The sequence below is a fragment of the Nocardioides daedukensis genome, from assembly GCF_013408415.1.
GTDB classification, from domain to species: Bacteria; Actinomycetota; Actinomycetes; order Propionibacteriales; family Nocardioidaceae; genus Nocardioides; species Nocardioides daedukensis.
Window position 1 is genome coordinate 725,383 of the sequence record NZ_JACCAA010000001.1, and the last position, 24,915, is coordinate 750,297.

At 67.9% G+C, this 24,915-nt stretch carries 26 protein-coding genes and 1 pseudogene; 8 read left to right on the plus strand and 19 right to left on the minus strand.

Going from position 1 to position 24,915, the window contains the following annotated elements; genetic code table 11:
- Window positions 1–28: 28 nt before the first annotated feature.
- Entirely contained in the window at window positions 29–1,312 is a 1,284-nt protein-coding gene (locus BJ980_RS03630) for an acetyl-CoA C-acetyltransferase (RefSeq protein ID WP_179501032.1), read from the minus strand.
- A 179-nt stretch (window positions 1,313–1,491) separates the two neighbouring features.
- Between BJ980_RS03630 and BJ980_RS03635 the strand changes: the two genes are divergently transcribed.
- Both BJ980_RS03635 and BJ980_RS03640 read left to right on the plus strand, forming a co-directional pair.
- Window positions 1,492–2,820 carry a 3-oxoacyl-ACP reductase gene (locus BJ980_RS03635; protein WP_179501033.1) on the plus strand — a complete coding sequence of 443 codons (1,329 nt, stop codon included), beginning with the start codon at window positions 1,492–1,494 and terminating at the stop codon, window positions 2,818–2,820.
- Window position 2,821: 1 nt separating this feature from the next.
- Window positions 2,822–3,709 carry a MaoC family dehydratase gene (locus BJ980_RS03640; RefSeq protein WP_218855400.1) on the plus strand — a complete coding sequence of 296 codons (888 nt, stop codon included), beginning with the start codon at window positions 2,822–2,824 and terminating at the stop codon, window positions 3,707–3,709.
- 123 nt (window positions 3,710–3,832) lie between these two features.
- Here the strand turns inward: BJ980_RS03640 and BJ980_RS03645 are convergent, their stop codons facing one another.
- The 3 genes from BJ980_RS03645 to BJ980_RS03655 all read right to left on the minus strand — a co-directional run bounded on the left by BJ980_RS03645 (window position 3,833) and on the right by BJ980_RS03655 (window position 7,066).
- Window positions 3,833–5,068, minus strand: coding sequence for a M23 family metallopeptidase (locus BJ980_RS03645; RefSeq protein ID WP_179501034.1), 1,236 nt, complete (start codon window positions 5,066–5,068; stop codon window positions 3,833–3,835).
- 168 nt (window positions 5,069–5,236) lie between these two features.
- A complete protein-coding gene (locus tag BJ980_RS03650) occupies window positions 5,237–6,109 on the minus strand; it encodes an acyl-CoA thioesterase (RefSeq protein WP_179501035.1) in 873 nt (290 codons plus the stop codon).
- Between the two features lie 45 nt (window positions 6,110–6,154).
- Window positions 6,155–7,066 (minus strand): proteasome assembly chaperone family protein, encoded by a 912-nt coding sequence (locus BJ980_RS03655; protein ID WP_343047673.1) that lies wholly within the window; start codon window positions 7,064–7,066, stop codon window positions 6,155–6,157.
- Window positions 7,067–7,225: 159 nt separating this feature from the next.
- Here BJ980_RS03655 and BJ980_RS03660 point away from each other — a divergent pair, with 159 nt between their 5' ends.
- Window positions 7,226–7,918, plus strand: coding sequence for a L,D-transpeptidase family protein (locus BJ980_RS03660; protein WP_179501036.1), 693 nt, complete (start codon window positions 7,226–7,228; stop codon window positions 7,916–7,918).
- A gap of 6 nt (window positions 7,919–7,924) precedes the next feature.
- Here the strand turns inward: BJ980_RS03660 and BJ980_RS03665 are convergent, their stop codons facing one another.
- From BJ980_RS03665 to BJ980_RS03695, 7 genes are all read right to left on the minus strand, one after another.
- Window positions 7,925–9,085, minus strand: a complete 1,161-nt coding sequence (locus BJ980_RS03665; protein WP_179501037.1) for a gluzincin family metallopeptidase — start codon at window positions 9,083–9,085, stop codon at window positions 7,925–7,927.
- Window positions 9,086–9,182: 97 nt separating this feature from the next.
- Window positions 9,183–11,087, minus strand: coding sequence for a 1-deoxy-D-xylulose-5-phosphate synthase (gene dxs / locus BJ980_RS03670; RefSeq protein WP_179501038.1), 1,905 nt, complete (start codon window positions 11,085–11,087; stop codon window positions 9,183–9,185).
- A 67-nt stretch (window positions 11,088–11,154) separates the two neighbouring features.
- Window positions 11,155–12,081, minus strand: a complete 927-nt coding sequence (locus BJ980_RS03675) for an SMP-30/gluconolactonase/LRE family protein (protein WP_179501039.1) — start codon at window positions 12,079–12,081, stop codon at window positions 11,155–11,157.
- Window positions 12,078–12,521: an NUDIX domain-containing protein gene (locus tag BJ980_RS03680; RefSeq protein ID WP_179501040.1), complete on the minus strand. Its 444-nt coding sequence runs from the start codon at window positions 12,519–12,521 to the stop codon at window positions 12,078–12,080. Before BJ980_RS03680 ends, BJ980_RS03675 begins: the two co-directional genes overlap by 4 nt.
- Window positions 12,522–12,556: 35 nt before the next feature.
- Window positions 12,557–12,928 (minus strand): hypothetical protein, encoded by a 372-nt coding sequence (locus BJ980_RS03685; protein WP_179501041.1) that lies wholly within the window; start codon window positions 12,926–12,928, stop codon window positions 12,557–12,559.
- 36 nt (window positions 12,929–12,964) lie between these two features.
- Window positions 12,965–13,567 carry a DUF3105 domain-containing protein gene (locus BJ980_RS03690; RefSeq protein WP_179501042.1) on the minus strand — a complete coding sequence of 201 codons (603 nt, stop codon included), beginning with the start codon at window positions 13,565–13,567 and terminating at the stop codon, window positions 12,965–12,967.
- Complete coding sequence (locus tag BJ980_RS03695; RefSeq protein ID WP_179501043.1) at window positions 13,564–13,860, minus strand: MTH1187 family thiamine-binding protein; 297 nt, start codon at window positions 13,858–13,860, stop codon at window positions 13,564–13,566. Before BJ980_RS03695 ends, BJ980_RS03690 begins: the two co-directional genes overlap by 4 nt.
- Before the next feature lie 85 nt (window positions 13,861–13,945).
- Between BJ980_RS03695 and BJ980_RS03700 the strand changes: the two genes are divergently transcribed.
- The 3 genes from BJ980_RS03700 to BJ980_RS03710 are packed head-to-tail and all read left to right on the plus strand — an operon-like array spanning window position 13,946 to window position 15,442.
- On the plus strand, window positions 13,946–14,173 hold the full coding sequence (locus BJ980_RS03700; protein ID WP_179501044.1) for a hypothetical protein: 228 nt from the start codon (window positions 13,946–13,948) through the stop codon (window positions 14,171–14,173).
- Window positions 14,170–15,126, plus strand: coding sequence for a hypothetical protein (locus tag BJ980_RS03705; RefSeq protein WP_179501045.1), 957 nt, complete (start codon window positions 14,170–14,172; stop codon window positions 15,124–15,126). Before BJ980_RS03700 ends, BJ980_RS03705 begins: the two co-directional genes overlap by 4 nt.
- Before the next feature lie 10 nt (window positions 15,127–15,136).
- The gene (locus BJ980_RS03710; protein WP_179501046.1) at window positions 15,137–15,442 is read left to right on the plus strand and encodes a hypothetical protein; all 306 of its coding nucleotides are present in this window, start codon (window positions 15,137–15,139) and stop codon (window positions 15,440–15,442) included.
- A 63-nt stretch (window positions 15,443–15,505) separates the two neighbouring features.
- Here the strand turns inward: BJ980_RS03710 and acnA are convergent, their stop codons facing one another.
- The 6 genes from acnA to BJ980_RS03740 all read right to left on the minus strand — a co-directional run bounded on the left by acnA (window position 15,506) and on the right by BJ980_RS03740 (window position 22,031).
- Window positions 15,506–18,331, minus strand: a complete 2,826-nt coding sequence (acnA, locus tag BJ980_RS03715; RefSeq protein ID WP_218855659.1) for an aconitate hydratase — start codon at window positions 18,329–18,331, stop codon at window positions 15,506–15,508.
- Between the two features lie 306 nt (window positions 18,332–18,637).
- On the minus strand, window positions 18,638–19,036 hold the full coding sequence (locus BJ980_RS03720; RefSeq protein ID WP_343047674.1) for a four-helix bundle copper-binding protein: 399 nt from the start codon (window positions 19,034–19,036) through the stop codon (window positions 18,638–18,640).
- Window positions 19,037–19,199: 163 nt separating this feature from the next.
- Window positions 19,200–20,462 (minus strand): RNA polymerase sigma factor, encoded by a 1,263-nt coding sequence (locus tag BJ980_RS03725; RefSeq protein ID WP_179501047.1) that lies wholly within the window; start codon window positions 20,460–20,462, stop codon window positions 19,200–19,202.
- 56 nt (window positions 20,463–20,518) lie between these two features.
- The gene (locus BJ980_RS03730) at window positions 20,519–20,896 is read right to left on the minus strand and encodes a YciI family protein (protein WP_179501048.1); all 378 of its coding nucleotides are present in this window, start codon (window positions 20,894–20,896) and stop codon (window positions 20,519–20,521) included.
- Window positions 20,897–21,071: 175 nt separating this feature from the next.
- Window positions 21,072–21,470 (minus strand): YjbQ family protein, encoded by a 399-nt coding sequence (locus BJ980_RS03735; RefSeq protein WP_179501049.1) that lies wholly within the window; start codon window positions 21,468–21,470, stop codon window positions 21,072–21,074.
- 90 nt (window positions 21,471–21,560) lie between these two features.
- Window positions 21,561–22,031, minus strand: a complete 471-nt coding sequence (locus BJ980_RS03740) for a DUF4383 domain-containing protein (protein ID WP_179501050.1) — start codon at window positions 22,029–22,031, stop codon at window positions 21,561–21,563.
- A 346-nt stretch (window positions 22,032–22,377) separates the two neighbouring features.
- On the opposite strand from BJ980_RS03740, the pseudogene BJ980_RS19560 reads away from it, so the two are divergent.
- Window positions 22,378–22,773, plus strand: a pseudogene (locus BJ980_RS19560) (PAS domain S-box protein); the annotation flags it as partial.
- 83 nt (window positions 22,774–22,856) lie between these two features.
- Here the strand turns inward: BJ980_RS19560 and BJ980_RS18815 are convergent.
- A complete protein-coding gene (locus BJ980_RS18815) occupies window positions 22,857–23,015 on the minus strand; it encodes a hypothetical protein (protein WP_246279918.1) in 159 nt (52 codons plus the stop codon).
- Between the two features lie 6 nt (window positions 23,016–23,021).
- Here BJ980_RS18815 and BJ980_RS18820 point away from each other — a divergent pair, with 6 nt between their 5' ends.
- A complete protein-coding gene (locus tag BJ980_RS18820) occupies window positions 23,022–23,441 on the plus strand; it encodes an A24 family peptidase (RefSeq protein ID WP_246280091.1) in 420 nt (139 codons plus the stop codon).
- Between the two features lie 112 nt (window positions 23,442–23,553).
- Here BJ980_RS18820 and BJ980_RS03750 read toward each other — a convergent pair whose 3' ends face one another.
- Window positions 23,554–24,903, minus strand: a complete 1,350-nt coding sequence (locus tag BJ980_RS03750) for an NAD(P)-binding protein (protein ID WP_179501052.1) — start codon at window positions 24,901–24,903, stop codon at window positions 23,554–23,556.
- Window positions 24,904–24,915 lie beyond the last annotated feature (12 nt).

Consider the following 24,915-nt stretch of genomic DNA (forward strand, 5'->3'; position numbering starts at 1 on the left):
GGCGCCCTTCGCCGTGTTCAGGTGGTGATCACGGGCGTTCGAGGATCGCCACGACACCCTGGCCGCCAGCGGCGCAGATGGAGATCAGGCCCCGGCCGCTGCCCTTCTCCGCGAGGAGCTTGGCCAGGACCGGAACGATCCGGCCACCGGTGGCAGCGAACGGGTGAGCGGCCGCCAAGGACGAGCCGTTCACGTTCAGCTTGCTGCGGTCGATGGCACCCAGCGGGGTGTCACGCCCGAGGCGCTGCTTGCAGAACACCGGGTCCTCCCATGCCTTCAGCGTCGAGAGGACCTGGGCGGCGAACGCCTCGTGGATCTCGTAGTAGTCGAAGTCCTGGAGGGTGAGCCCGGCCCGGTCGAGCATCTCGGAGACGGCGTACGCCGGGGCCATCAGCAGGCCCTCGTCACCACCGACGTAGTCGACGGCCGAGGTCTGGAACTCGGTCAGGTAGGCGAGCACGGGCAGACCGCGCTCCTTGGCCCACTCCTCCGAGGCGAGCAGCACCGCGGAGGCGCCGTCGCTGAGCGGGGTGGAGTTGCCGGCCGTCATCGTGGCGGCCTCGCCCTTGCCGAAGACCGGCTTGAGCTTGGCGAGCTTCTCCACGGTGGAGTCGGGCCGCAGGTGGCTGTCGCGCTCGACGCCGCGGAACGGCGTGACCAGATCGTCCATCCAGCCCTGCTCCCAGGCCCGGGCGAGGTTCTGGTGCGAGGTGGCCGCCAGTTCGTCCTGGGCCTCGCGGGTGATTCCCCACTCGAGTGCGGTGATCGCCTGGTGGTCACCCATCGACAGGCCGGTGCGCGGCTCGATGTTCGCCGGGGGAAGGATGCCGATGTCGCCGGGGCGAATGTTGAGCAGCTTGCGCAGCTTGCCCTTGGTGTCCTTCTCCTGGTTGACCTTGATCAGCTTCTTGCGGAGCTTCTCGCTGATCGCGATCGGGGCGTCCGAGGTGGTGTCGGAGCCACCGGCGATGGCGACGTCGATCTGGCCCAGGGCAATCAGGTTGCCGACGGTGATCAGCGCCTGGAGACCGGTACCGCAGGCAATCTGCATGTCCACGGCGGGAGTGCGCGGGCTCAGCTTGGAGCCCAGGACGACCTCGCGCACCAGGTTGAAGTCGCGGGAGTGCTTGACCACAGCGCCACCGGCAACCATGCCGAGCTGCTCACCCTCGAGCCCGAAGCGCTCGACGAGCCCGTCGACGGCCGCGGTCAGCATCTCTTGGTTGGAGGCGTCTGCATAGACCGTGTTCGAGCGGGCGAAGGGGATGCGATTGCCACCGATGATGGCAACGCGACGGGTCTCTGCCTGCATGAGTCTCTCCTGTGTTGTTCGGGGGCTGCTTATCCTTGCCGCTGGTGCGCAGGGATGGAAACCATTGAGTCAGAGATCACGAAAAGTGGACTCTGAGTTACACCTTTAGTTACATATCCTGCATGTGGCCTGACGACCAGGCCGAACCGACCCCCGACGTCGACAGGACGAGATCAACCATGAGCGACCGCTACCAGTCCTTCACCAAGTCCCCGATCGGCAAGCTGCTGGTCAAGAACCTGGGCCTGCCCGACCCAGTGGAGCTCGACCGCTGGACGGAAGGCGCCCCACTCGTTGACGGCACCGTGATCACGGGTGGCGACGGCCGCCTCGCCCTCACAGAGGCCCTGGACCGGCTCGGTGTGGCGAACACCGACGAGAAGGCCGAGAGCGAGAAGTACAAGGGCCTGGTCTTCGACGCGACCGGCCTGAAGTCCTCTAGTGAGCTGATCGCCCTGCAGGAGTTCTTCACTCCCCTGCTGCGCAGCCTCAAGTCGTGCGCCCGCGTCGTTGTCCTCGGCACCCCGCCCGAGCTGGTCGAGGGCGGCGAGAGGGTTGCGCAGCGCGCCCTCGAGGGCTTCACCCGCTCGCTGGGCAAGGAGCTCGGCCGGGGTGCGACCTCGCAGCTGGTCTATGTGGCGCCCGGCGCCGAGCAGGCCGTCGACTCGACGCTCGCCTTCCTGCTTTCTCCCAAGTCGGCCTATGTCAGCGGCCAGGTCGTCCGGATCGGCACCCACGGCGAGAAGAAGGCAGTCAAGCTCAAGGACTGGGAGCGCCCGCTGGCCGGCAAGCTGGCCATCGTGACCGGCGCGAGCCGTGGAATCGGCGAGCAGATCGCCCGCGTCCTGCACCGCGACGGTGCGACGATCCTCGGCATCGACGTCCCGCAGGCCGCCAGCGAGCTGCAGTCGGTGATGAAGGAGCTGAACGGCGACAGCCTCACCCTCGACATCACCCACGACGACGCCCCGCAGCGCATCGCGCACCACGTCAAGGAGAACCACGGCGGTGTCGACATCGTCGTGCACAACGCGGGCATCACCCGCGACAAGAAGCTCGCCAACATGGCTGAGGACCGTTGGTCCTCGGTGATCTCGGTGAACCTCACCGCTCCGGAGAAGATCACCCGCGAGCTCCTCGACCAAGGCGCGATCAACAAGAACGGGCGCATCATCGGTGTCGCCTCGATCGCCGGAATCGCTGGCAACGTGGGCCAGACCAACTATGCGGCCTCCAAGGCCGGGGTCATCGGCTTCGTGGACTCCCTCGCCGACGAGCTCACCGACGGCATCACCATCAACGCCGTCGCACCCGGGTTCATCATCACCGCGATGACCGCCGCCGTGCCCTTCGCGACGCGCGAGGTCGGCCAGCGACTCAACGCGATGCAGCAGGGCGGGCTCCCGGTCGACGTCGCCGAGACGATCGCCTGGTATGCCAACCCGGCCTCGACCGCGGTCAACGGCAACGTGGTCCGGGTCTGCGGCCAGATGATGCTGGGTGCCTGAGATGACCGAACCTGCCGAGGTACGCACGCTGAGCGGCGCCGGGGGCGGCATCTCCACGATGCTCCGGGCTGCGCTGCCGACCCTGCCCGGCGTCAACCAGCTCCCCGGCGTCAAGAAGACCAGTCGCGACCTGCCCGATCTCGCGTTCCGGCGAGAGGGTGTCGTGGTGGAGCGCGACCACGTCAGCGCCTATGCCCGCGTCTGCGGCTTCCCGGTCAAGGACGTCGCACCGCTGCCCTATCTGCACATGGTGGCCTTCCCGCTGCACATGGCGATCATGTCGGACCAGTCGTTCCCGTTCCCGGCGATCGGCACGGTCCACCTGGAGAACCGGATCGTCCAGCACCGGCCGGTCCGCATCGGTGAGTCCGTCAGCGCGGTGGCGCAGGCTCGGAACCTTCGGGTCCACAGCAAGGGACGCGCCTTCGACATGGAGGTCTCGATCGAGGCCGACGGCGAGACCATCTGGGAGAGCACCTCGACCTACCTGCGGGTGGGCAAGGGCGACAAGGAGAACGGTGAGCGCGGCCTCGACCTGGCCGCGGTCACCTCCGGTGGCGCCACCTGGCGCCTGCCTGCGGACCTGGGTCGCAGATATGCCGCCGTCTCCGGCGACAGCAACCCGATCCACCTCCACCCCCTGACGGCCAAGACCTTCGGCTTCCCGCGCCACATCGCCCACGGGATGTGGACCAAGGCCCGCGCGATCGCCGCGATCGAGAACCGACTGCCCGACGCGGTCTGCGTCGAGGCGGCGTTCAAGAAGCCGGTCTTCCTGCCAAGCTCGGTCACCTTCGGTGCACGGGCCACCGCGACCGGTTTCGACTTCGCGGTCAACAGCGCGAAGTCGAAGGCTCCACACCTGCTGGGTCGCGCACGCTCGCTCTGAACACGGCAGCCCTGGGCACCACTGCTCTGGGCACAACCGCGCTGGGCACGACCAAGGGGCGCCGCACATCTCTCGATGTGCGGCGCCCCTTTGCGTCGGTGAGCCAGCCGTTCGGCCAGCAGCTCAGCCCCGGTTCAGCCCGAAGATGGTCTTGACCGACCGGCGAGCATTCGTGGGTGCCGGTCCACCGTTGCGGAGGTTGAACTCTGCAGTGGCCTGGACCCAGACGCCGAGGTCCGTGCGTCCATCGGCCTCCCAGTCGCCGGTCACCGGCATGCTGTTGGCCGCACCGTGCTGGACCTGACCGAGCCAGACCATTCCCTCGTTGTCGACCTTGCGCAACGTGAAGGTGGCCGAGCGCCGGTCGAAGACCCCGACGTCGTCCTTGCCGTCGCCGTCCCAGTCGCCTGCCACCGGCAGGTCGTTGGAGTCACCGAGCTTGATGCTGGTGACCGCGCCGTTGGCAGCGCGCAGCCGGAACTCACCGGTGGAGGGCGTCCAGACCCCGACCTCGTCCTTGCCGTCGCCGTCCCAGTCGCCAGCCACCGGCTTGTCGCCGATCTTGCCGAAGGTGATCTTGGTCGTTCCCTGCTTGTAGACATACGAGGTGAACGTGGACGTCGCGGGCGTGTAGACCCCGACATTGACCGTGCCGTCGCCGTCCCAGTCGCCCACCAGCGGATCGTCACTGGCCGTGCCATAACGACGTACGGCCGGGTCCTTGCCGGGGCTGTAGATCAGGAACTCCGACTTGGTTGCCCTGCGATAGATCGTGATCCGGCTCTTGCCATAGCCATACCAGTCGGCAGCCAGGGGCACCTCGACACAGTTGGTCGAGACCTTGTTGGTGTTGAAGGTGAACTTCACCCCGGCGAAGTAGGGCTGCACCACCTTGCCGCTGGCGATCTGCTCATAGTGCAGGTGGTCACCCGAGGAGTTCCCCGTCGAACCGACGGTGCCCAGCAGGTCGGACTGCTCAACCGCCTGTCCGGCCACCACGGTCACCGAGGCCAGGTGCGCATAGCGGGTGCGCTCCTTGTTGCCGTGGTCGATGAGGACGAACTTGCCGTAGCCGCCCTTGTCCGTCTTCTGCGCGGTGATCACGGTCCCGGCGGCCGACGACACCACCGGCATCCCCTTGTCGGCGGTGCGGTTCCAGTCGATCGACAACGTGCTGGGCGAGTGCCCCGACCTGGTCGTGCCTCGCCAGTTCTGACCACACATGAACGGCATCTGGTACGCCGTCTGCGGGGCCGCTGCTGCAGCGCTCGACGCCTGTCCACCACCGGGCGCCACGAACGGCCAGGCGCCAACCATCAATCCAGCAGCCACAGCCGCCCACCACGTGCGCGCGCGCATGCAGACCCTCCACGTTTGTTTGGGGGGTTCGCACCCGCCGCGATGCGCAGTGGTCACATTGGTGACCACACGCAACTCCAGTCACAGGAGCAAACAAAGTGTGCAGCATCCGGCGTGTCTTGTCACGAATTACACCGTTGTAATGTTATCGGCGCCTGGCGGGACGGGTCAGTGCTGGCGGATCAAGCCCTCCTGAGCCACCGTGGCGACCAGCGTTCCGTCCTCCGAATAGACCTTGGCGAGCGCCAGCCCGCGCCCTCCCGCTGCCCTCGGGGAGTGCTGGTCGAAGAGCCACCACCGGTCGGCCCGGAACGGTCGATGGAACCAGATGGTGTGGTCGAGCGAGGCCACCTGCATCCCCGGTGAACCGACATATCGATCGTGCGGAACCAACGTGGCCCCGATCAAGGTCATGTCACTGGCATAGGTGAACGCGGCCACCTGGTCCAGCGGGCTGTCCGGCAGCTCGCCGGCGACCCTGACCCAGAGCTGCGCACGCGCGGGCCGGGACGGGTCCTCCGCGACTCCCCCGGCGCTGGAGTTGCCGACATAGCGGACGTCGAGAGCCGCCCACTCCCGCTCCCACTTCTCGTCGTCGGGCGTGCGCACCGCCTCGGGATTCCGGCTCCGGACGACCTCGGCCAGCGATAGCGAGTCTTCCGGACCGGGCACCTCGGGCATGGCGTCCTGGTGCTCGAGGCCCTCCTCGAAGACCTGGAAGCTGGTCGACAGGAGATAGATCGGACGACCGTGCTGGCGCGCCACCACGCGACGCGTCGCGAACGACCGGCCGTCGCGCAGGGTCTCCACGTCATAGACGATCGGCACGGCGGTGTCGCCCGGGCGCAGGAAGTAGGAGTGCAGCGAGTGCACGCTGAATGACGGATCGATCGTGCGCGCCGCTGCGATCAGCGCCTGGGCGGCCACCTGTCCGCCGAACACCCGCTGCAGCTCGGTGTCGGGCTGCCTGCCCCGGAACAGGTTGACGTCGATGCTCTCGATGTCCAACAACTCACGGAGCTCTTCTGCGGAGCTTGGCATGGTGGAAATCCTTCTCGTGCGGGGGATGACTCGGCGGAGTCGGGGTCAGGCCTGGTTGTCGGGGTCGTCGAGCCCGGCGAGGAACTGCTCGAACTGGGCACCGATCTCATCGCCGGACGGGATCTCGGTCTCGTCGGCGAGCAGGCTGCTCCCCGACTCCTCGGAGCGCGCGAACGCGTCGTACTGCTGCTCGAGGCCGGCAACGACCTCGGCCACCTCGGGGTGCTCGGCGAGGTAGTCGTCGATCTCGCGCGCCTTCTCCTCGGCAGCGACCTTGAGCGCGTCGAGGTCGAAGCTGAGGCCGGTCGCCTCCTCCACGCCCTCCAGCAGGCTGAGCGCGGCAAGCGGATAGTCGAACTGGGCGACGTAGTGCGGCACATGGGCGACGAACCCGGTCGAGTCGTGACCCTGCTCCCCCAGCCGGATCTCCAGCAGCGCCGCGACCGAGGCAGGCACGCGGATCTCGCCGACCCACGGGTTCTGCCGAGTCACCAGCTCCGGACGGTTGGCGTGGTGGGTGAGCGCCAGCGGGCGCGAGTGCGGAGCAGCCATCGGCACCGAGCCCAAGGAGACCACCAGGTCCACGTTGAACCTGGTGATGAGCGTCTGGACGCCACGCGCGAACGCCTCCCACCGGGTGTCCGGCTCGGGCCCGACCAGGAGCAGGTAGGGGCTCCCCACGGCGTCGTGCATGAGGCGGACGATCAGCTTGGGTGCGTCGAATCCGGAGTAGTGGTCGCGGACGAACGAGACCGCAGGTCGACGGGCGCGATAGTCGTGGAACACGTCCACGTCGAAGGTCGCCACCACTGGCCCGGTCGCATCGGAGGTCACATGATCGATGGCCAGGCCGGATGCGTTGCCGGCGTCGAGGAATCCCTGCAGCGCCACGACCATCGGCAGTGACTCCACTTCAACGAGTTCGGGGACCTCGTCAACGACGTGCAGGTGCTCCACAGTGTTCCTTCCTGATGCTCTTCGGTCTTCCGAGACTAGTGCGACAACATCAGCGATCCGCACAGTGTTCCCGCAACCAGCCCCGGTCCGCCGCAAATCGGGGGCATAATTCGATCCACCGCGAACGAGCCCGTTCGACGAGACCCCGGGAGTGGATCGATGAAGCGTGCTCTGGTCCTGACGATCATGCTGGTCGCTGGAACGATGACGGCCCTGATGCCTTCCTCCGCCCAGTCAGCAACGACGATCGAGCGTGCCCAGTGGCACCTCAACAAGCTCGGCTGCGACGCCGGTCCGCAGGACGGCCGACTGGGCACCTGGACCAAGGCCGCACTGATCCGTTTCCAGTCCCGTCACGGTTTTTCCCAGACCGGGAAGCTGGACACCAGGACCAGGACCCGGCTGCTCGCCGGCACCGGTCGGCGCTGCGACACGCGCGCCGTCCCCTGGCAGGCGGGCAAGCGACGACAGATCGTGATCAGCCAATCGCAGAACTGGGTGTGGATCACCGACACCCGCGGCCGGGTGATCGTCCAGGCCGGCATGATCGACAACCCGTCGGTGTTGCGCAAGGGCACCTACCGCACCGGTTCCTACTGCGGGCGCGCCGCACGGGTGAAGCTGAACCGCAGCGGCAGCCTGTGGCTCGACAACTTCGTGCGGTTCGCACCCTGCGGGGTCGGCTTCCACCAGATCCCACGGCGGATGGCCGGCGGGGCGTCGATCCACGGCACCAACATCCTCGGCACGAACATGTCCGAGTCGCACGGCTGCATCCGCCTGAGCAGGACGATGTCGCTGAAGGTGTGGAACTTCACCAGCGGCCGCACCACCGTGATCAAGGTGGTCTGAGCCCGCTCAGCCGAAGGTCGCGATGATCTTCTTCCCTGCCGCCTCGGCGACCTCGGACGAATCCACGCCGAGGACCTCGCGGAGTACGTCGTCCTGCCGGGCCTCGCTGGTCCCGCCGGCGCGACGCATCTCGTCGAACACCCGCCACAGCGTGTCCTGGCCGAAGGTGGCGGCGATGTATTCGCAGGCATACCAGGCGATCCCGTAGTTCTGGCTCGACTCAGCGCCGTTGAACGAGTCGTCCCGGGGCAGCTCGGTCATCCCTGCCTGCGCGGCCTCGAGCGCATCGCGCGAGATCATCCGCTCGTAGGCCGGGACCGGCTGGACCGAGACGAACTCGGCCAACCCCTCGGAGAGCCAGATCGGCACGTTGTCGTCGCGAGGGCCCATCGCCACGTGGGTCAGCTCGTGGCGCACCAGCCTGTCGCGCAGCGGCTCGTCGCGCCTGATCATCCGCGGATGGATCATGAACCGGGTGCTGGCGACCTTGGTGGAGTCGGCTCCGGCACGCACCGGGAAGGCCACGCCGTCCAGGGCGTCGGGATCCCCGCCGGGAAGGTTGTCCAGCGACGCCAGCACGTCGACCGAGCTCAGTGCATAGACGACGACGTGACCGTTCCAGTCGAACGGGACCGTGGCCTGCACCTGCCCGGCCCCGTCCCGGACGGCGTCGAGGATCTCATCGGCGGCATCGACGCTCGCCTCGTCGAAGATGCCGAGCACGCCGGACTCCTCCTCGGCCCGGATCGGGTAGAGGTCCCAGGGCGCCAGGTCGACATCGTGGCGGCGTTCCCATGCCCGGTCATGGGCGGCGCTCAGGACCAGCATTCCCTCGGTGTTGCGGACGAACGAGAACCGGGCCGGGGTGGTGACCGGGACGGCGTCGTAGCCGTCCAGCTGGAGGCGCACCAGGACCAGCAGCGTGGTCGTGTCGCCCTCGGTCGAGGGGGTGGAGCTCTTCGGGACCGTGTAGCCAAACCGGCCCAGCGGAAGCTGCTGCAGGTTTGCGTAGTACTGCTTCTGGCTGACCGTGAACCCGGCGTCGGTCGTGTTGATCCCGCGGAGGTAGTCCTCGAGCCGACCGGCCTTGATCGCCTCGGCCCGCGCGTCGAGCACCTCGATCACCTCCTCGACGAGCGCACTGGCGCCGTCCACCGGCGTTGCCACCGGTGGCGGTCCTCCCAGTCCGCATCCGGTGAGTCCGAGTGAGCCGATCAGCAGGGCCACCAGGACGACGAGTGAAGCGCTTCCCTCCCGAAGCGACCTATGTGCCGTGGTCCGCATCGATCAACGACCTGCCCTCGGACACCGCCGTGATGTCCTCGACGATGGACAGCGCCAACGCCTGTGGGGTGAGACCGATCCGTTCCAGGATCGCCGCGCGCTTGGCGTGGTCGAGGAACTCCTGGGGAATCCCGCGCAACCGGAACGGCGTCTCGACGTGAGCCGCGTTGAGGGTCTGCAGCAGGACTGCGCCGCAGCCACCGACGATGCCGTTGTCCTCCAGGCTCACCACGAGCCGGTGCTCGCGAGCGAGCTCAACGATCGCCGGGTCCACGGGCTTGACCCACCGCGGGTCGACGACCGTGACACCGATGCCCTGCGCCTCGAGGCGCCCGGCCACGTCGACGGCAACAGTGGCCATCGAGCCGACGGCCACGATCAGCACGTCGTGCTCACCCTCGCGAACGAGGATGTCGGCGTTCCCGGCCTTCCCGATCGGTTCGATGTCGTCGGGCGGCGGTCCCTTCGGGAAGCGCACCACGGTGGGCGCGTCGTCGACCTCGATGGCCTCGTTGAGCAGCTCGACCAGTCGGGCGCGGTCACGGGGGGCGGCCAGGCGCAGGCCGGGCACGATCTGCAGGATCGACATGTCCCACATCCCGTTGTGGCTCGCGCCGTCGTCCCCGGTGACACCGGAGCGGTCGAGGACGAAGGTGACCCCGCACTTGTGCAGTGCGACGTCGAGCAGGACCTGGTCGAAGGCCCGGTTGAGGAACGTGGCATAGAGCGCGACCACGGGGTGCAGGCCGCCCATCGCCAGCCCGGCGGCGGACGTGGCCGCGTGCTGCTCGGCGATGCCGACGTCGAAGGTCCGGTTGGGGAACTCCTCGGCGAAGCGGTGCAGACCCACGGGGTGCATCATCGCGGCGGTGATCGCCACGATGTCCTCACGCCGTCGACCGATCTGCACCATCTCGTCAGCGAAGTAGTCGGTCCAGATCGGGTCCTTCGGCTTCTCGATCCCGGTCTGCACGTCGAAGGGCCCGGGGGCGTGGAACTGGTCGGCCTCGTGTCGCACGGCCGGGTCGTAGCCCTGGCCCTTGCGGGTGATCGCGTGCACGATGACCGGCCCGTTGAAGCGCTTGGCCCGGGTGAGGGTCTGCTCCATGGCAACCCGATCGTGGCCGTCGACGGGGCCGACGTACTTCAGGCCGAGGTCCTCGAACAGTCCCTGCGGCGCGAGGGCGTCCTTGACGCCCTTCTTCATCGCGTGCAGCGCGTCATAGGCGGCCGGGCCGACGCCGGGAACCGCGTTGAGCCGGCGCTTGACCTGGTCGAGCACCTGCTCGTAGCGCGGGTTGGTCCGCAGGGTGGTGAGCGCGGTGGCCAGGCCGCCGATGGTCGGCGTGTAGGAGCGCTCGTTGTCGTTGACCACGATGACCAGACGGCTGTCGTGCGCGATCGCGATGTTGTTCAGGGCTTCCCACGCCATGCCGCCGGTCAGGGCACCGTCGCCGATCACGGCGACCACGTGACGGTCCTCGCCCTTGATCGCGAAGGCCTTCGCCAACCCGTCGGCATAGGAGAGCGAGGTCGAGGCGTGGGAGTTCTCGACCAGGTCGTGCTCGGACTCCGCCTGGCTCGGGTAGCCGCTGAGGCCACCCTCGCGGCGCAGGGTGCCGAACTGGTCGGCGCGCCCGGTGATCAGCTTGTGCACGTAGGACTGGTGACCGGTGTCGAAGACGACCTTGTCCTTCGGGCTGTCGAAGACCCGGTGGATGGCGAGGGTCAGCTCGACCACGCCGAGGTTCGGGCCGAGGTGCCCGGTGTTCGTGGCCACGGTGCGGATCAGGACGTCGCGGATCTCCGCGGCCAGTCCGTCCAACTCCCCCGGGTCGAGGGCACGCAGGTCACTGGGGGTCGAGATCGACTCCAGATAGCTCATGCGTGCGGTTCTCCCATCTCCGGTGCAACAAAGGTGTCCAACGAGCATAGACGCAAGGTGTGACGGGTCAGGAGTCGACGACTGCGATCGCCGGCTCGTGCAGGCTGCCGAGCCAGATCCTTCCCTCGTGCTCGCGCACGCCAGTGACCATGTGGAAGTCGGGCGTGTCCAGGTCGAGGTCGCGCACCAGCCGTCCCGAGTCGTCGTACGCCTGCACCCGCACCGTCCGCTTGGGCTTCGGCTGGAGCGCCGCGGGAAGACGGGTCGCGGCACGGCGCAGCCACATGGGTCCGGACTGCAAGCGGTCCACCACCGGGTCGTGCGGCGAGGCGATGGTCACCCAGATCAGGCTGTCGCTGCCGCGAGCGATGTTGTCCGGATAGCCGGGCAGGTCCTGGGCCAGGAAGTCACGTTGCCCGGCGCGCTCACCGCTCAGCCAGTGGCGTACGACGCTGCGCGCGGCTGTCTCGGCGACCGCGACGAAGGACTCGTCGTGGGCCAGGGCCACGCCGTTGGCGAAGGCGAGGTCATCGAGCACCACCTCTGGTTCACGGGCGCCTTCGGCGAGGTGCAACAGACGACCCGTGCGGGTGTTCTGGACCAGGTCGTTCTTCCAGCGCTCGATCCCGAAGTGGGTGGAGCTGTCGGAGAACCAGATCCCGCCGTCGCGTGCGACGGCTGCGTTGTTGCAGAAGACGAAGGGCGCTCCCTCGGCGGAGTCGGCCAAGGTCTCGAGGGCTCCGTCGCGGGGGTCGACCCGCAACAGGCCGGCATGCGCGTCGCAGACCAGGAGCGCACCGTCCGGCAGGAGCTCGATGCCCAGTGGTCGGCCTCCGGTGTCGGCGACTCGATCGATCCGGATGCCGTCGTGGCTGATCCGGAAGATGCTGCCGTCCTCGGTGCCGGTGAAGACGGCGCCCTCATCGGGACCGGAGGTGGCCACGACGACGTCCTCGGCGCCGGGTCCGGGGACAGGGATCACAGTGAGGGTCATCGGGTCTCCCGGTGCTCGAACAACGAGCGATAGTCGGTGGAGGCGAGGAAGTCGTCCAGGGCCAGGGCGGCCGCGCGGGTCAGCGGGAGACCGGGCACGTCGGCCGGGTCGACGAAGAGGATCTGTCGGCCCTCCATGCAGGTGACGTCGGCATCGGTGAGGTCGGTTGGAGCGAGGAAGAGGTGGACCAGGTCGTCGCCGTCGCGTCCGGCATGGCGCACGGAGAGGTCGCGCCAGTGGCGCAGGGTGCCCTCGGAAAGGGTGACACCTGTCTCCTCGGCGAACTCGCGATAGGCGGCCTCGAGGGCGGTCTCCCCCGCCTCCATGTGTCCGCCCGGGCATCCCCAGCACTCGGGGTCGATCTCGGGGAACTCGTCGCGTTCCTGCAGCAGCAACCAACCTCGTCGGTCGACGAGGAGGACGCTGGCGAATCGACGCATGGGGGCAGGCTACTGCCCGGACGCGAGGAGCCGACTCACAGACGCGCTCGGAAACGGCGTCCGCGGATCGCCTCCTCGACCAGCCCGGCTGCCCGGCGTACCCCGAGCAGACGGGCGGACTCTGCGTGCCATGCCTGCACCGCGGCTTCCACGACGTCCAGGTCGGCCACGTCACGCAGCTCCGCACGCGCCTGGCTCAGCCCTCGATTGCAGGCGAGCTGGCTGGCCTCGACATGGAGCACCGCGAAGCGGGCCAGCACGACCGGGTGCCGACGCAGGACCGGATAGGAGCGGAACTCGGGCGGGCTGATGTCCAGCAACCAGTTCTCGGCCGTGCGCTCCCACATCGGGGCGTCGGGGGGACGGACCTGGCTGGGCCAGCCCGGTGGTGCGACATAGGAGGCCATGACCACCATCTTATCGAACATTTGTTCGATCGATGGTCACGCCGCTGAGCCGTCCTCACTCTCGAGGCGCTGTACGCCGCCGTGGCAGCTCGCCATCGGTTCCGGCGCGGTCTCGCCTTGGCCATAGGCGTCGAGGAAGAGCTGGATCCGGATGTCCCCTGCTCCCGTCAGACGCAACTGGGTCCCCCAGACGGTGATGATCGCCGGGGCCGACTGGCCCTCGTTGGGCGAGAGGATGCCCTCGTCCGGCAACAGCTCGGCCAGCTTCGCGACGTCCGAATCAGACAGTGAGGAGTCATAGGTGATCCACACCGTTCCGTGCTCGAGGGCGTGCACCGCATTCTCCTCGCGCACCTGCTCGTCATAGACACCACACTCGAGCCACGCACCATCGTGGTTCCCGCCCACCGGCGGGGACTGCGGATAGTCCACGGTCTCGGGGGTGTGCTGGATCGAGGGCACCTCGAACTTCTGCACGGCAGCCAGGTCCTTGGTGTCCACCGGGCCCACCTGCCCGTTCGCAGAGCCCATCCGCCCAGCAGCCTTGTCGTCGGATCGCGCCAGCAACGGCAGCACGATGGCACCGCAGATCAGCACGCCGGCGATCAGCACAGCCAGGACGGTGCGCAGCGCTCTCACTCCAACGCCGCCTCGATGCGCTCGACCTTGGCCTGCAACTGTCCCACGTGACCGGGACGGATGTCGGCCTTGAGCACGAGCCCGACACGCGGCGAGACCTCAGCGACGGCGTCCACGGCAGCCTTGACCACCGCCATCACCTCGTCCCACTCCCCCTCGATGTTGGTGAACATCGAGTTGGTCTCGTTGGGCAGGCCGGACTCGCGGACCACACGGACGGCGGCAGCGACGGCGTCGGTCACGCTGCCGGTTCCGTCCGCCGAGACGGGCGAGATGCTGAAGGCGACGATCATGCGGACAACCTATCGAGGATCGCGCCGGAAGCTTCCCGGGCGGAGTACGGTGAGCCGCGATCTCCATCCCCTGAAGAGGATTCCCATGGCAGACATCACCGATCTGGCCTCACGACTGGACGTCCCGGCCACCACCCTGGCCGGACTCGACGACGTAGGTGCGGAGGAGGTCGCACGGCTCGTGACGCTGGTCGATGACACCTTCGCCCGTGAGGACAGCGCGGTCGAGGTCGGCCTCAAGGCGACCGTCAACGCGATCCCACGCCCCCTGCGTGGCCGCGCCAAGGCCCTGCTCTTCGGCGGCGAACGGTGACCACCTCCCTGGCCGGTCGCGTCGAGAGTCTCAAGCTGGCCCAGGCGCTCGGGGTGCACCCTGACGAGCTGGCATTCCTCTCCGACCATGACCCGGAAGCCATCCGGCAGGTCCGCACGGCCCTGGGCGAAGCGCTGTTCCGACGACATGAGTCGCGGTTCCGCAGGGTGGGCAAGCTCGCGACCTCCGTGCCCGCCCCGTTGGCGGCGAAGATCGCCCAGCTCGCTCTCGGCCCGATGCTGGCCGCGCGCGTCGCCGCATGCATGGACCCGAAGGTCGCGGTGAAGCTTGCCGGCAGCCTGACGCCCGACTACCTGGTGGAGGTCAGCATCGCGCTCGACCCGGTGCGCGCCGAGCCGATTCTGGACGGCCTGCCGGAGGCCCTCGTGGTCGACGTCGGCAGGCGACTGCTCGAACGCGGCGAGCACCTGACTCTCGGAAGGTTCATCTCGGTGATCACACCCGAGATCGCCCTGCAGGTCGTGGATGCCGCAGCCGGCCCCGACCTGCTGGCGGTGGCGCTCTATGCCGACGACAGCGCAGCGCTCGACGTGCTGGTCGCGCGGATCGACGAGCAGCTGCTCGTCGACTCCATCCGGGCCGCCCACGAGACCGGGGCGTACGCCGATGCCATCACCCTGGTCTCCCAGGTCTCCGAGGGGAGCCGCAGCCGTCTCGTCCCCCTGATCGTGGCCCTCGACGAGGCCGGGCGCGACGGGTTCGCGCTCTCACTCCACGAGCACGACGCGTGGGGTACGGTCCTGCCCGCCTTGTCGACGCTGGACGACGACGCACTTGCGGCCATCGCGAACACCCCGGCGACCCTGACACCCGGAGTCCTCGACCGAGCAGTCACAACAGCCCACGAGATGGGGCTCGACGAACTCTCCGACCGCCTGCCCGGAGTCCTCGACCAGGCGCACCGCACGGTGCTGTCCACACCGGGGGCATAGTCTCGAGAGCATGGACGCGGAGCAGGTCGGCACCTTCCTCGAGGCCATGCCGCGGTGCCGCCGCAAGGGCAGCGCCGACCGTCCGGCGTGGTACGTCGACAATCGCCTCGTCGCCCGTCTCGAGGACTTCGACACCTTGACCATTCGCTGCGCCCGCGAGCTGCGCGACGAGCTCACCGCAGCGCATCCGGAGACCTTCGGGGTCACTCCCCGCATGGAAGCCCACGACAAGGTGCAGGCATCCCTGGCCCACCGCAACGACGCGGCTCTGCGCCGGGCACTCGCAGCGGCGTACTCCATGCAGGTGCGGGACTGAGATGTCCACGGACGGCAGCAGGCCCGCCACCGGAGAGGTGGCGGGCCTGCTGCGTGGGGTCGATCAGGCCTTGCGCAGGTTGCGCAGGACGTACTGCATGATGCCGCCGTTGCGGTAGTAGTTCGCCTCACCGGGGGTGTCGATGCGCACGACTGCGTCGAACTCGACGTCGCCGGCCTTGACCTTGACGGTCTTGGGCGTCGGGCCGTCGTTCATCGCGGTGACGCCGGTGATCGAGAAGGTCTCTTCGCCGGTCAGGCCCAGCGACTCCGCGTCCTGGCCCTCGGGGAACTGCAGCGGCAGCACACCCATCATCAGCAGGTTCGAGCGGTGGATCCGCTCGTACGACGCCGCGATGACGGCCTTCACGCCGAGCAGGGCGGTGCCCTTGGCAGCCCAGTCACGCGAGGAGCCCGAGCCATATTCCTTGCCGGCCAGGACGACGAGCGGAACGCCCGCCTCGATGTACTTCTCGGAGGCCTCGAAGACCGTGGTCACCGGGGTGTCCTCGGCCAGCAGGTCGCGGGTGAAGCCACCCTCGGTGCCGGGCGCCATCTGGTTGCGCAGACGGATGTTGGCGAAGGTGCCGCGAATCATCACTTCGTGGTTTCCACGACGCGAGCCGTAGGAGTTGAAGTCACGGTTCGAGACGCCGTGCTCGGTGAGGTACTTGCCTGCGGGCGAGTCCTTCTTGATCGCACCGGCCGGGCTGATGTGGTCGGTGGTGACCGAGTCGCCGAGCTTGAGCAGCACCCGAGCGCCCTCGATGTCGGTGACCGGCTGCGGGTCCTCCGGCATGCCGTCGAAGTACGGCGCCTTGCGGACGTAGGTGGAGTCCGCGTCCCACTCGAAGACGTTGCCCTCCGGGGTCTGCAGCGCCTTCCAGCGCTCGTCACCGGCGAAGACGTCGTCATAGCTGTCGAACATGTCCGAGGTCAGCGTCGAGGCGATGATCTCCTCGACCTCGGTCGGCGAGGGCCAGATGTCCTTGAGGAAGACGTCGTTGCCCTCGGTGTCCTTGCCGAGCGAGTCGTTGAACAGGTCGACGTCCATCGAGCCGGCGAGGGCATAGGCGACGACCAGCGGCGGAGAGGCCAGGTAGTTCATCTTGATGTCGGGGTTGATCCGACCCTCGAAGTTGCGGTTCCCCGAGAGCACCGAGACGACGGCGAGGTCGTTGTCGTTGACCGCCTGGCTCACCTCGGGGATCAGCGGACCGGAGTTGCCGATGCAGGTGGTGCAGCCGTAGCCGACCAGGTTGAAGCCGAGCTTATCGAGGTAGGGCGTCAGGCCGGACTTCTCGTAGTAGTCCGAGACGACCTTCGACCCCGGAGCCAGCGTGGTCTTGACCCACGGCTTGCGCTGCAGGCCCTTCTCCACGGCCTTCTTCGCGAGCAGGGCCGCACCGATCATCACCGAGGGGTTGGACGTGTTCGTGCACGACGTGATGGCAGCGATGGTGACGGCGCCGTGGTCGATCTCGAACTCGGTTCCGTCGGCCAGCTTGACGTGCGCCGGGTTGGCCGCGCGTCCGCCGTCCTTGGGGGCGCAGGACATGTAGTCACGTGCCGGGGTCTGACCGTCCACGCCGTCGTGGGCGGCCGGCGCGTCCGAGGCCGGGAAGGACTCGTCGAGTGCCTCGTCGTAGGCACCGGCGACGGTCGGCGCCTCGTGGTCGACGTACGCCGAGAGCGCGCCGCGGAAGGACTGCTTGGCGTCGGTGACCTGGATGCGGTCCTGAGGACGCTTCGGGCCGGCGATGGAGGGAACCACGGTCGACACGTCGAGCTCGAGGCGCTCGGAGTAGCGCGGCTCGGCCGAGGGGTCGTGCCACATGCCCTGTTCCTTGGCGTAGGCCTCGACCAGGGCGATCTGCTCCTCGCTGCGACCGGTCAGGCGCAGGTAGGTGACGGTCTCCTCGTCGATCGGGAAGACCGCGATCGTGGAGCCGAACTCGGGGCTCATGTTGCCGATCGTGGCGCGGTTGGCCAGCGGCAGCGCGGAGACGCCGGGGCCGTAGAACTCGACGAACTTGCCGACGACGCCGTGCTCGCGGAGCATCTCGGTGATCGTGAGCACGAGGTCGGTGGCGGTGGTGCCCTCGGGGAGGTCGCCGGAGAGCTTGAAGCCGACCACGCGCGGGATCAGCATGGAGACCGGCTGGCCGAGCATGGCTGCCTCGGCCTCGATACCGCCGACGCCCCAGCCGACGACGCCGAGGCCGTTGACCATGGTGGTGTGCGAGTCGGTGCCGACGCAGGTGTCGGGGTAGACCTGCGTGACGCCGTTGTTGTCACGGGTGAACGCGACGCGTGCCAGGTGCTCGATGTTGACCTGGTGCACGATGCCGGTGCCGGGCGGGACGACCTTGAAGTCGTCGAAGGCGCCCTGGCCCCAGCGCAGGAACTGGTAGCGCTCCTTGTTGCGCTCGTACTCGATCTCGACGTTCTTCTCGAAGGCGTCGGGAGTGCCGAAGACGTCGGCGATGACGGAGTGGTCGATGACCATCTCGGCCGGCGCCAGCGGGTTGATCCTGCTCGGGTCGCCACCCAGGTCGGCCATCGCCTCGCGCATGGTGGCGAGGTCGACGACACAGGGAACCCCGGTGAAGTCCTGCATGATCACGCGGGCAGGCGTGAACTGGATCTCCTTCGAGGGCTCGGCGTCGGCGTCCCAGCCGGCGAGCGCCTTGATGTCCTCGGCAGTGATGTCCGCGCCGTCCTCGGTGCGGAGCAGGTTCTCGAGGAGAACCTTGAGCGAGAACGGCAGCGACTCGACGTCGATACCCTCACCCTTCACCGCGTCGAGGCGGTACATCTCGTAGGACTTGCCGTCCACGTCCAGGGTGCTCTTCGCACCGAAGCTGTCCTGACTGGCCACAGTCAACATCTCCTCAGAAGTCTCGATTCGCTCGGCACCCATCTTGCCGTCGCTTACCGGCATTACGTAAGAGAGGCAACCCTTAGTGGTCGGGGCCGAGCAAGGTCTCTTGACATCAAGATACATGAGATCGAAGCGGAACCGAACCCAGCCCCGAATTCCGCCGTACGTGTCGCATCTCCTCGGGGCCAGGCGAGGCATTCCAGGCACGCGCCGACCCGCCTGGAGACCGGTGGCGTCCCAGGAGCGCGGCACCTACCGGGCGACGCCGACCGATCCTCAATGCCTCGGCCACCGACTGACCTCCATAGGTCGTCAGAGGGTGGCGATCAAGGCACGGCACGCCTCTTCACACCGACGGCACGCCTCAGCGCAGATCCTGCAGTGCTCGTGCATCTGGGCATGCTGTGCGCACTCGTCACCGCATGCCTTGCACACCGTCGCGCAGGCCTCGAGGAACGCTCGGGTGAGACGCGCGTCGGACCCGGTGCGCCGCGAGAGAGCGTTCCCAGTGGCGACGCACAGGTCCGCGCAGTCGAGATCCGTCCGGATGCATGTGGTCAGATCGGCGACCATGTCCTCGCTCAGGCAGGCGTCGGCGCAGGCCGTGCACACCTGAGCGCACTCGAAACAAGCGGCGATGCAGTCCGCGAGCTTGTCCTTGTCGATCCCGCCCAGGTCCTTGGGGTGAGCCTCGAGCATTTCGGTGTGCACCACTCGGTCCTCCGTCCCGCGACGTCGCGGCACCGGGAGGGCGCCTCAGAACAACGTCGCCTGACCGACGCGGTACCCAGGGATGGGAGAAGGGTGCGGGTCGCAGTGGGGCGTACACCGTCTGGCGCACGGCACTGCACCATGCAGCCTTGGCCACCCACCATCAGCCCAAGCTCTCCGCACGCCCCAACAACACCGCCCGCTCCCTTTCGTTCTGCGTGAGTCCCGCGGCCTCGCGGAACGCAACCGCGGCCTCACTCCCCCGCCCTGCCCGCGCCAACAGGTCGCCGCGCACACTGGGCAACAGGTGTGTCCCGGCAAGCGCACCGTCTGGCAAGGCGTCGAGGACAGCGAGCCCCGCGGCCGCGCCGTACGCCCGCCCATGCGCGACGGCGCGGTTGACCTCCACGACGGGTCCTGGTGCGGCCTGGGCGAGCACGTCGTACATCCGTGCGATGCCGCGCCAGTCCGTCTCCTGGGCCGTGTCCGCACGCGCATGGTGCGCCGCGATCACAGCCTGCAAGAAATAGCGCCCCACCGGTCTGCCTGATGCAGCAAGTTGCTCCGCCGTTGCCAACGCGGCCAGGCCGCGCCGGATCAGCAATACGTCCCACAGTGCGCGGTCCTGGTCCTCGAGCAGCACGGCATTCCCCGATGCGTCGACACGCGCCCCCATCCGCGAGGCCTGCAGCTCGAGCAGCGCCTGGAGCCCATGCACCTCAGGCTCGTCCAGCACCAGCGCAGCGATCATCCGCGCCAGCCTGATCGCCTCGGCGATCAGTTCCGGCCGCATCCAGTCGCTTCCCGCGGTGGCCGTGTAGCCCTCGTTGAAAACCAGGTAGATCACCGCCATCACATCGTCGAGGCGCGCCATGCGCTCGGTGCCGACGGGCAGGTCGAACTCGATGCCGGCATCGGTCAGGGTCCGCTTGGCGCGCGAGATCCGCTGCCCCATCGTTGCCTCGGGCACCAGGAAGCCGCGGGCAATCTCGGCGGTGGTGAGGCCGCCGACCAACCGCAGGGTCAGCGCGGCGCGGGACTCGGCGGTGAGCCGTGGATGACAGGAGAGGAAGATCAATCGGAGCACGTCGTCCTCGATGGAGTCGACCTGCGTGCTGAGGTCGGGCATGCCGTCCTCCTCGCTGAGGCTGTGACCGATCTCGGCGGTCCTGCGACGCAGGGTCTCTGCGCGGCGGAAGGTGTCGATGGCGCGACGCTTGGCGGTCGTCATCAGCCAGGCACCGGGAGTGGCTGGTACGCCGTCGCGCGGCCATTGCTCGAGCGCGGCGAGCAGTGCGTCCTGGGCAAGGTCCTCGGCCAGGTCGAGGTCCCGGGTCATCCGGGTGAGGGCACCGACCAACCGAGCGGATTCGGCACGCCATACCGCGGTGATCGCGGCAACGGTCGACTCCCGGTCCTGGCCCATGCGGCCAGCCTAGTGAGGATCACGAGACTGGCCGCACGGTCGAGGTGTTGGACCCTTCAGCCGTCAGAGGGCGACGGAGGCTCCTCGGAAACCTGGCGCAGCGTCGCGACCATGGTGAGCTCGGGCCAGTGCTTGGCGTGCAGGTCGGCGAACTCGCGTTGCGCCTCGACCGCCTCCTCGAGCGTCGCATAGTCGAGCAGCGACCAACCACCGACGATCTCCTTGGCCTCGGCGTAGGGACCGTCGACCCGGGTGGTCTCCCCCGCGCGCACGACGAAGTTCACCGCGTCCTCAGTGCCATAGAGGCCACCGCCGTCCAGGAAGTGACCCGCCGTTGCCTGCTCTGTGATGTAGACGCCCATCGCGTCCATCAGCGCCTGCGGCGGCTGACCGATTCCTTCTTCCATCCGGACGAATCCCATGAAACGCGGCATTGCTGGCTCCTCGATGTCGGTGGTGCACCGCTTGTTCGGTGACCGCTCACACGTACGTCGTGTGGCATCTTGCTCTTTCGACATCGGTCACGAAAGTTTTTCCGAGCCTGCCTCCCAACTCGCAGCACCATCGCCAGCACCAAGCAGCGATCACGACCACCTACGTCTGGCTATGTCACAAGAAGCTGAAGCGCACGGTGCGCTCGGGGTTGTCGACGTTGAGGTCGACCAGGCAGACGCTCTGCCAGGTGCCCAAGGCCATCCGGCCCTCGAGCACCGGGACCGATGCATACGGCGGGATCAGCGCTGGCATCACGTGGGAACGACCGTGACCACGACTGCCGTGACGGTGCTTCCACCGGTCATCTGCAGGCAGCAGGTCGACCAACGCGGTCAGCAGGTCGTCGTCGCTGCCGGCGCCCGTCTCGAGGATGGCCAGTCCCGCCGTCGCGTGCGGGACGAACAGGTTCAGCAAGCCGTCACCCCGACCATTCACGAAGTCCGTGCAGTCCCGCGTCAGGTCGAGCACCACCTCGCGGTCACCGGTCACATAGGTGCGGGTCTCAGAGTCCATGCCGTCATCGTGGCACGGGACCGACCATTGGCACATGACAGAGCCGGCGCCCCCAATAGCGCCGGCTCTGCCAAGTCAGGGAAGTCGGAGTCAGCGACCCGCAACACCCGAGACCGGACCCCGCAGCATTCGCTGGCCCATCACGCCGAGGCCGACCATGCCCAAACCCAGCACGAAGTGCAGCCAGTCGTCGGCGGTGTTGAGGGGCACGAAGTTCGCCTCGCTCATCTTGTCGGTGACCAGGCCGTAGATCCACAGCACCAGGTAGATCACCCCACCGCCGATCAGGAAGGCGATCGAGCCCCTCGCGGTGCGGGCCATGGCCAAGCCGGCCACACCGAACAGCAGGTGCACGATGTTGTGCAGGACGGAGACCTGGAAGAGGCCGATCAGCTTCGCGCCACTCTCGTGCCCGGCGAACTCCATCGTGTCGTAGTCGGTCGTGATCCCGGGGATGAAGCCGAGGACCCCGACGGCGAGGAAGACGACCCCCACCACCAAGGCAGCCATGCGGACCTTCTGCCCGCGGTCCCCGGTGTCGATTCGGTTGTTGTCAGTCATGGTCTTGCCTCCTCAAATCTGGTTTGTCCCCGCAGAAGTACCCGGGCAGGGGCACGAACATGCCCCCACAAGCCGACATCCCCGACTTGCGGAGGGATCGCTGTCGCCCCGCCCTCGCTGCCGCTTCTCGCCGGGGCAGCCTTCTCGTGACCAGCCGCACGGTCCGTCGTTGAGCACCCGAATCTCCCGGAGACCCACGACCACCGGCGTCGATGGAGTGTGAATTCGCCATCCACTCCCCATTGTCCGGACGCGGCAATCAGGGTGGGTCACAATGAACTTGCGGGCGCCAACCGTGGGAGCTGACGGAGTCTCCACGGCGCGTCGCCGAGCACGAAGGAACGTCATGGAAGGTGAGACGGTTGACCCGTCCGGCACGCTCGACGAAGACACCCGACTCTTCTTCGAGCAGTCACCCCTGCCCCAGGCATTCACCGACTTCGACGGAAACTTCACCGAGGTCAACCGCACCCTGACACAGCTGCTGGGCCACGACCGGGACTGGTTCCCCGGGCGTGAGGTGTTCTCGGTGATGCATCCCCTTGACGACCCGACGCTGCGGGGAGAGCTCGATCGGCTGCGCAACGGTGACACCGACACCATCTCCGTCGAGGTGATCGCCGTGCACTCCGAGGGTCGCTCACTGCAGCTGCTGGTGGACGCGGCGCTGATCCGGGAGCCGGACGGGGCGCCGCGGCACATCGCACTCGTCGCTCACGACCTGACTGCCTTGCGCAGCGCTGAGGAGCGACTCGCCGGCCAGGAGCGGCTCTATCGAGCCCTGAGCAATCGCGCCGCAGACGCCGCCCTGGTCACCGACAGCGATCAGTTGATGATCTTCGCCTCGCCCAAGCTCACGGAGAACTGTCCACCAGCGCGGTCTTCGCAGGTGTCGCCACGACCGTCGGTTTCACGGCACACCTTCCTGCATTCCTGTTCCTCGCGGGAGCTGGAATCGCCCTGTTCGTCATCGACCTCGAGCACCAGCGACTGCCCTTCGCCGTCACCGGCGTCGCGGCCGTGGGGTGCTCGTTGCTCCTGGGCCTCGACGTGTGGGTCAGCGGTCCGCAGCCGATCGCGGGCGCCCTGCTCGCTGCCGGACTCTGGTTCCTGGTCTATGGGGGGATCTGGTTTACCACCGCGGGGCGTGGCATGGGCCTCGGCGACGTGGCTCTCGCACCCTTGCTCGGATTCGTGCTGGGGTGGCTCGGCTGGGGTGTCACCCTCACTGGTCTGCTGGCGGGATTCGTGCTCGGCGCCGGCGTCGGGCTCGGCTTGTTGGCGTTCGCCGGCGCCTCCCGTCGGGCGCGGGTGCCGCACGGTCCGTTCATGCTGGCCGGAGCCGCGGTCGCGGTGGTCGTCGGTGCGAACCTGTGGCACGGATATCTCTCGGTCACGGGGATGAGCTGACCCTCCGCACCATCACGCGACGGGTCAGACGATCATTCGACCTGCGTGGTCGCGGTGTCGAGGTGCTCGAATTCGTGTCTCAGACCGTCCGGCGTACTCCAACTGAGGTGCCTCACCGAGCGGGGCGGCCCAGGCTGATCAGCTCCGGTTCGACGGTGGGGGCTCCGCAACAGCCGCCGGTCGAGGCGACCGCGTCTGGGGCGTCGAATGCGCCGGCGCCGTTGCAGACCCCGGTGTCGGGCAACTGCAGCTCCACCCGGCCTGCTGAGTCGAGGTCGCCGGCGAGCGCGGCGATCACGGATCGGACCTGTTCGAATCCGGTCATGGCCAGGAACGAAGGGGCCCGGCCATAGGACTTCATGCCGACCACATAGAAACCCTCCTCCGGCTGGGCCAACTCCTTGTACCCGTGTCCCGGGACGTCGCCACAACTGTGGTGATCGGGGTGCACCAGTTCGGCCAGGAACCGTGCTGACTCCAGTGCAGGGTCGAGGTCGAGACGCACCTCGGAGAGGAAACCGAAGTCGGGACGGAAACCGGTGACGACGATGATCTCGTCGACGCCCGCAACCTGCTGACCGTCGATGGAGCCGAGCGTGAGCCGACCATCGCGCTCGGCGATGACGGACTCGGTGCGGAACTGGGTCACATTGGTGACCAGTCCGCTGGTGGCCGCCGCCTTCGCGTCCTGACCGAGCTTGCCGCGCTGTTCGAGCTGATCGTTGTCGCCTCCCCCAAAGGCATCGCCGACGCTGGGCCGGCGCAACAACCACGAGACATGAGTGTCGGGGTCTCGCCTGGCGATCTGGGCCAGCCCGATCAGTACACCCTGGGCCGAGGCGCCCTTGCCAGCGACGGCGACGTGCTTGCCGGCGTACCGCGCAGCGACCGTGGCGTCGGTGAAGTCGGGGATCCCGTAGGTGATGCGGTCGGCATGCTCGCGCTCTCCGCGTGCGGGGTAGCCGTCGGCCCCCAGCGGGTTGGGGCTGGTCCAGGTGCCGGAGGCATCCACGACCGCACTGCCCAGCAGCCGCTCGTGACCTTCGGGACCGATCACGTGGACGGCGAAGGGGTCGTTGTCGCGCCCGGAATCGACCAACAGGTCCCGTCCGGCGCGGCTCACACCGGTGACCTGCGTGTTGTAGCGCACGCTTCCGTGCGCGGAGGAGTCCAAGAGGTCGGCCAGCGGCTCGAGGTATGCCGCGCGCCACTCGGCACCCGTGGGGTAGGCGTCGTCGTCCGGGGCAGTCCAGTCCCCGGCGGCTTCGAGAAGCCGACGCGCGGCTGGGTCCACCAGTTCGAGCCACGAGGAGAAGAGCCGCACGTGTCCCCACTGGCCCACGGCTGCTCCGGCATCAGCGCCGGCTTCGACGACGGTGAAGTCCATGTCGCGTTCGGCCGCATTCGCTGCCGCGGCCAACCCGATGGGTCCGGCACCAATGATGATCACGGGTAGTTGCATCTCGAACTCCTC

Excerpts from the sequence above, each read along its gene's own strand:
- dxs (WP_179501038.1), bottom strand. The coding sequence starts at position 11,087 with ATGAGCTATCTGGAGTCGATCTCGACCCCCAGTGACCTGCGTGCCCTC.
- BJ980_RS03750 (WP_179501052.1), bottom strand. The coding sequence starts at position 24,903 with ATGCAACTACCCGTGATCATCATTGGTGCCGGACCCATCGGGTTGGCC.
- BJ980_RS03630 (WP_179501032.1), bottom strand. The coding sequence starts at position 1,312 with ATGCAGGCAGAGACCCGTCGCGTTGCCATCATCGGTGGCAATCGCATC.
- BJ980_RS03710 (WP_179501046.1), top strand. The coding sequence starts at position 15,137 with ATGGACGCGGAGCAGGTCGGCACCTTCCTCGAGGCCATGCCGCGGTGC.
- BJ980_RS03725 (WP_179501047.1), bottom strand. The coding sequence starts at position 20,462 with ATGGGCCAGGACCGGGAGTCGACCGTTGCCGCGATCACCGCGGTATGG.
- BJ980_RS03635 (WP_179501033.1), top strand. The coding sequence starts at position 1,492 with ATGAGCGACCGCTACCAGTCCTTCACCAAGTCCCCGATCGGCAAGCTG.
- BJ980_RS03730 (WP_179501048.1), bottom strand. The coding sequence starts at position 20,896 with ATGCCGCGTTTCATGGGATTCGTCCGGATGGAAGAAGGAATCGGTCAG.
- acnA (WP_218855659.1), bottom strand. The coding sequence starts at position 18,331 with ATGTTGACTGTGGCCAGTCAGGACAGCTTCGGTGCGAAGAGCACCCTG.
- BJ980_RS03740 (WP_179501050.1), bottom strand. The coding sequence starts at position 22,031 with ATGACTGACAACAACCGAATCGACACCGGGGACCGCGGGCAGAAGGTC.
- BJ980_RS03640 (WP_218855400.1), top strand. The coding sequence starts at position 2,822 with ATGACCGAACCTGCCGAGGTACGCACGCTGAGCGGCGCCGGGGGCGGC.
- BJ980_RS03675 (WP_179501039.1), bottom strand. The coding sequence starts at position 12,081 with ATGACCCTCACTGTGATCCCTGTCCCCGGACCCGGCGCCGAGGACGTC.
- BJ980_RS03650 (WP_179501035.1), bottom strand. The coding sequence starts at position 6,109 with ATGCCAAGCTCCGCAGAAGAGCTCCGTGAGTTGTTGGACATCGAGAGC.
- BJ980_RS03700 (WP_179501044.1), top strand. The coding sequence starts at position 13,946 with ATGGCAGACATCACCGATCTGGCCTCACGACTGGACGTCCCGGCCACC.
- BJ980_RS03680 (WP_179501040.1), bottom strand. The coding sequence starts at position 12,521 with ATGCGTCGATTCGCCAGCGTCCTCCTCGTCGACCGACGAGGTTGGTTG.
- BJ980_RS03685 (WP_179501041.1), bottom strand. The coding sequence starts at position 12,928 with ATGGCCTCCTATGTCGCACCACCGGGCTGGCCCAGCCAGGTCCGTCCC.
- BJ980_RS03645 (WP_179501034.1), bottom strand. The coding sequence starts at position 5,068 with ATGCGCGCGCGCACGTGGTGGGCGGCTGTGGCTGCTGGATTGATGGTT.
- BJ980_RS03695 (WP_179501043.1), bottom strand. The coding sequence starts at position 13,860 with ATGATCGTCGCCTTCAGCATCTCGCCCGTCTCGGCGGACGGAACCGGC.
- BJ980_RS03735 (WP_179501049.1), bottom strand. The coding sequence starts at position 21,470 with ATGGACTCTGAGACCCGCACCTATGTGACCGGTGACCGCGAGGTGGTG.
- BJ980_RS03660 (WP_179501036.1), top strand. The coding sequence starts at position 7,226 with ATGAAGCGTGCTCTGGTCCTGACGATCATGCTGGTCGCTGGAACGATG.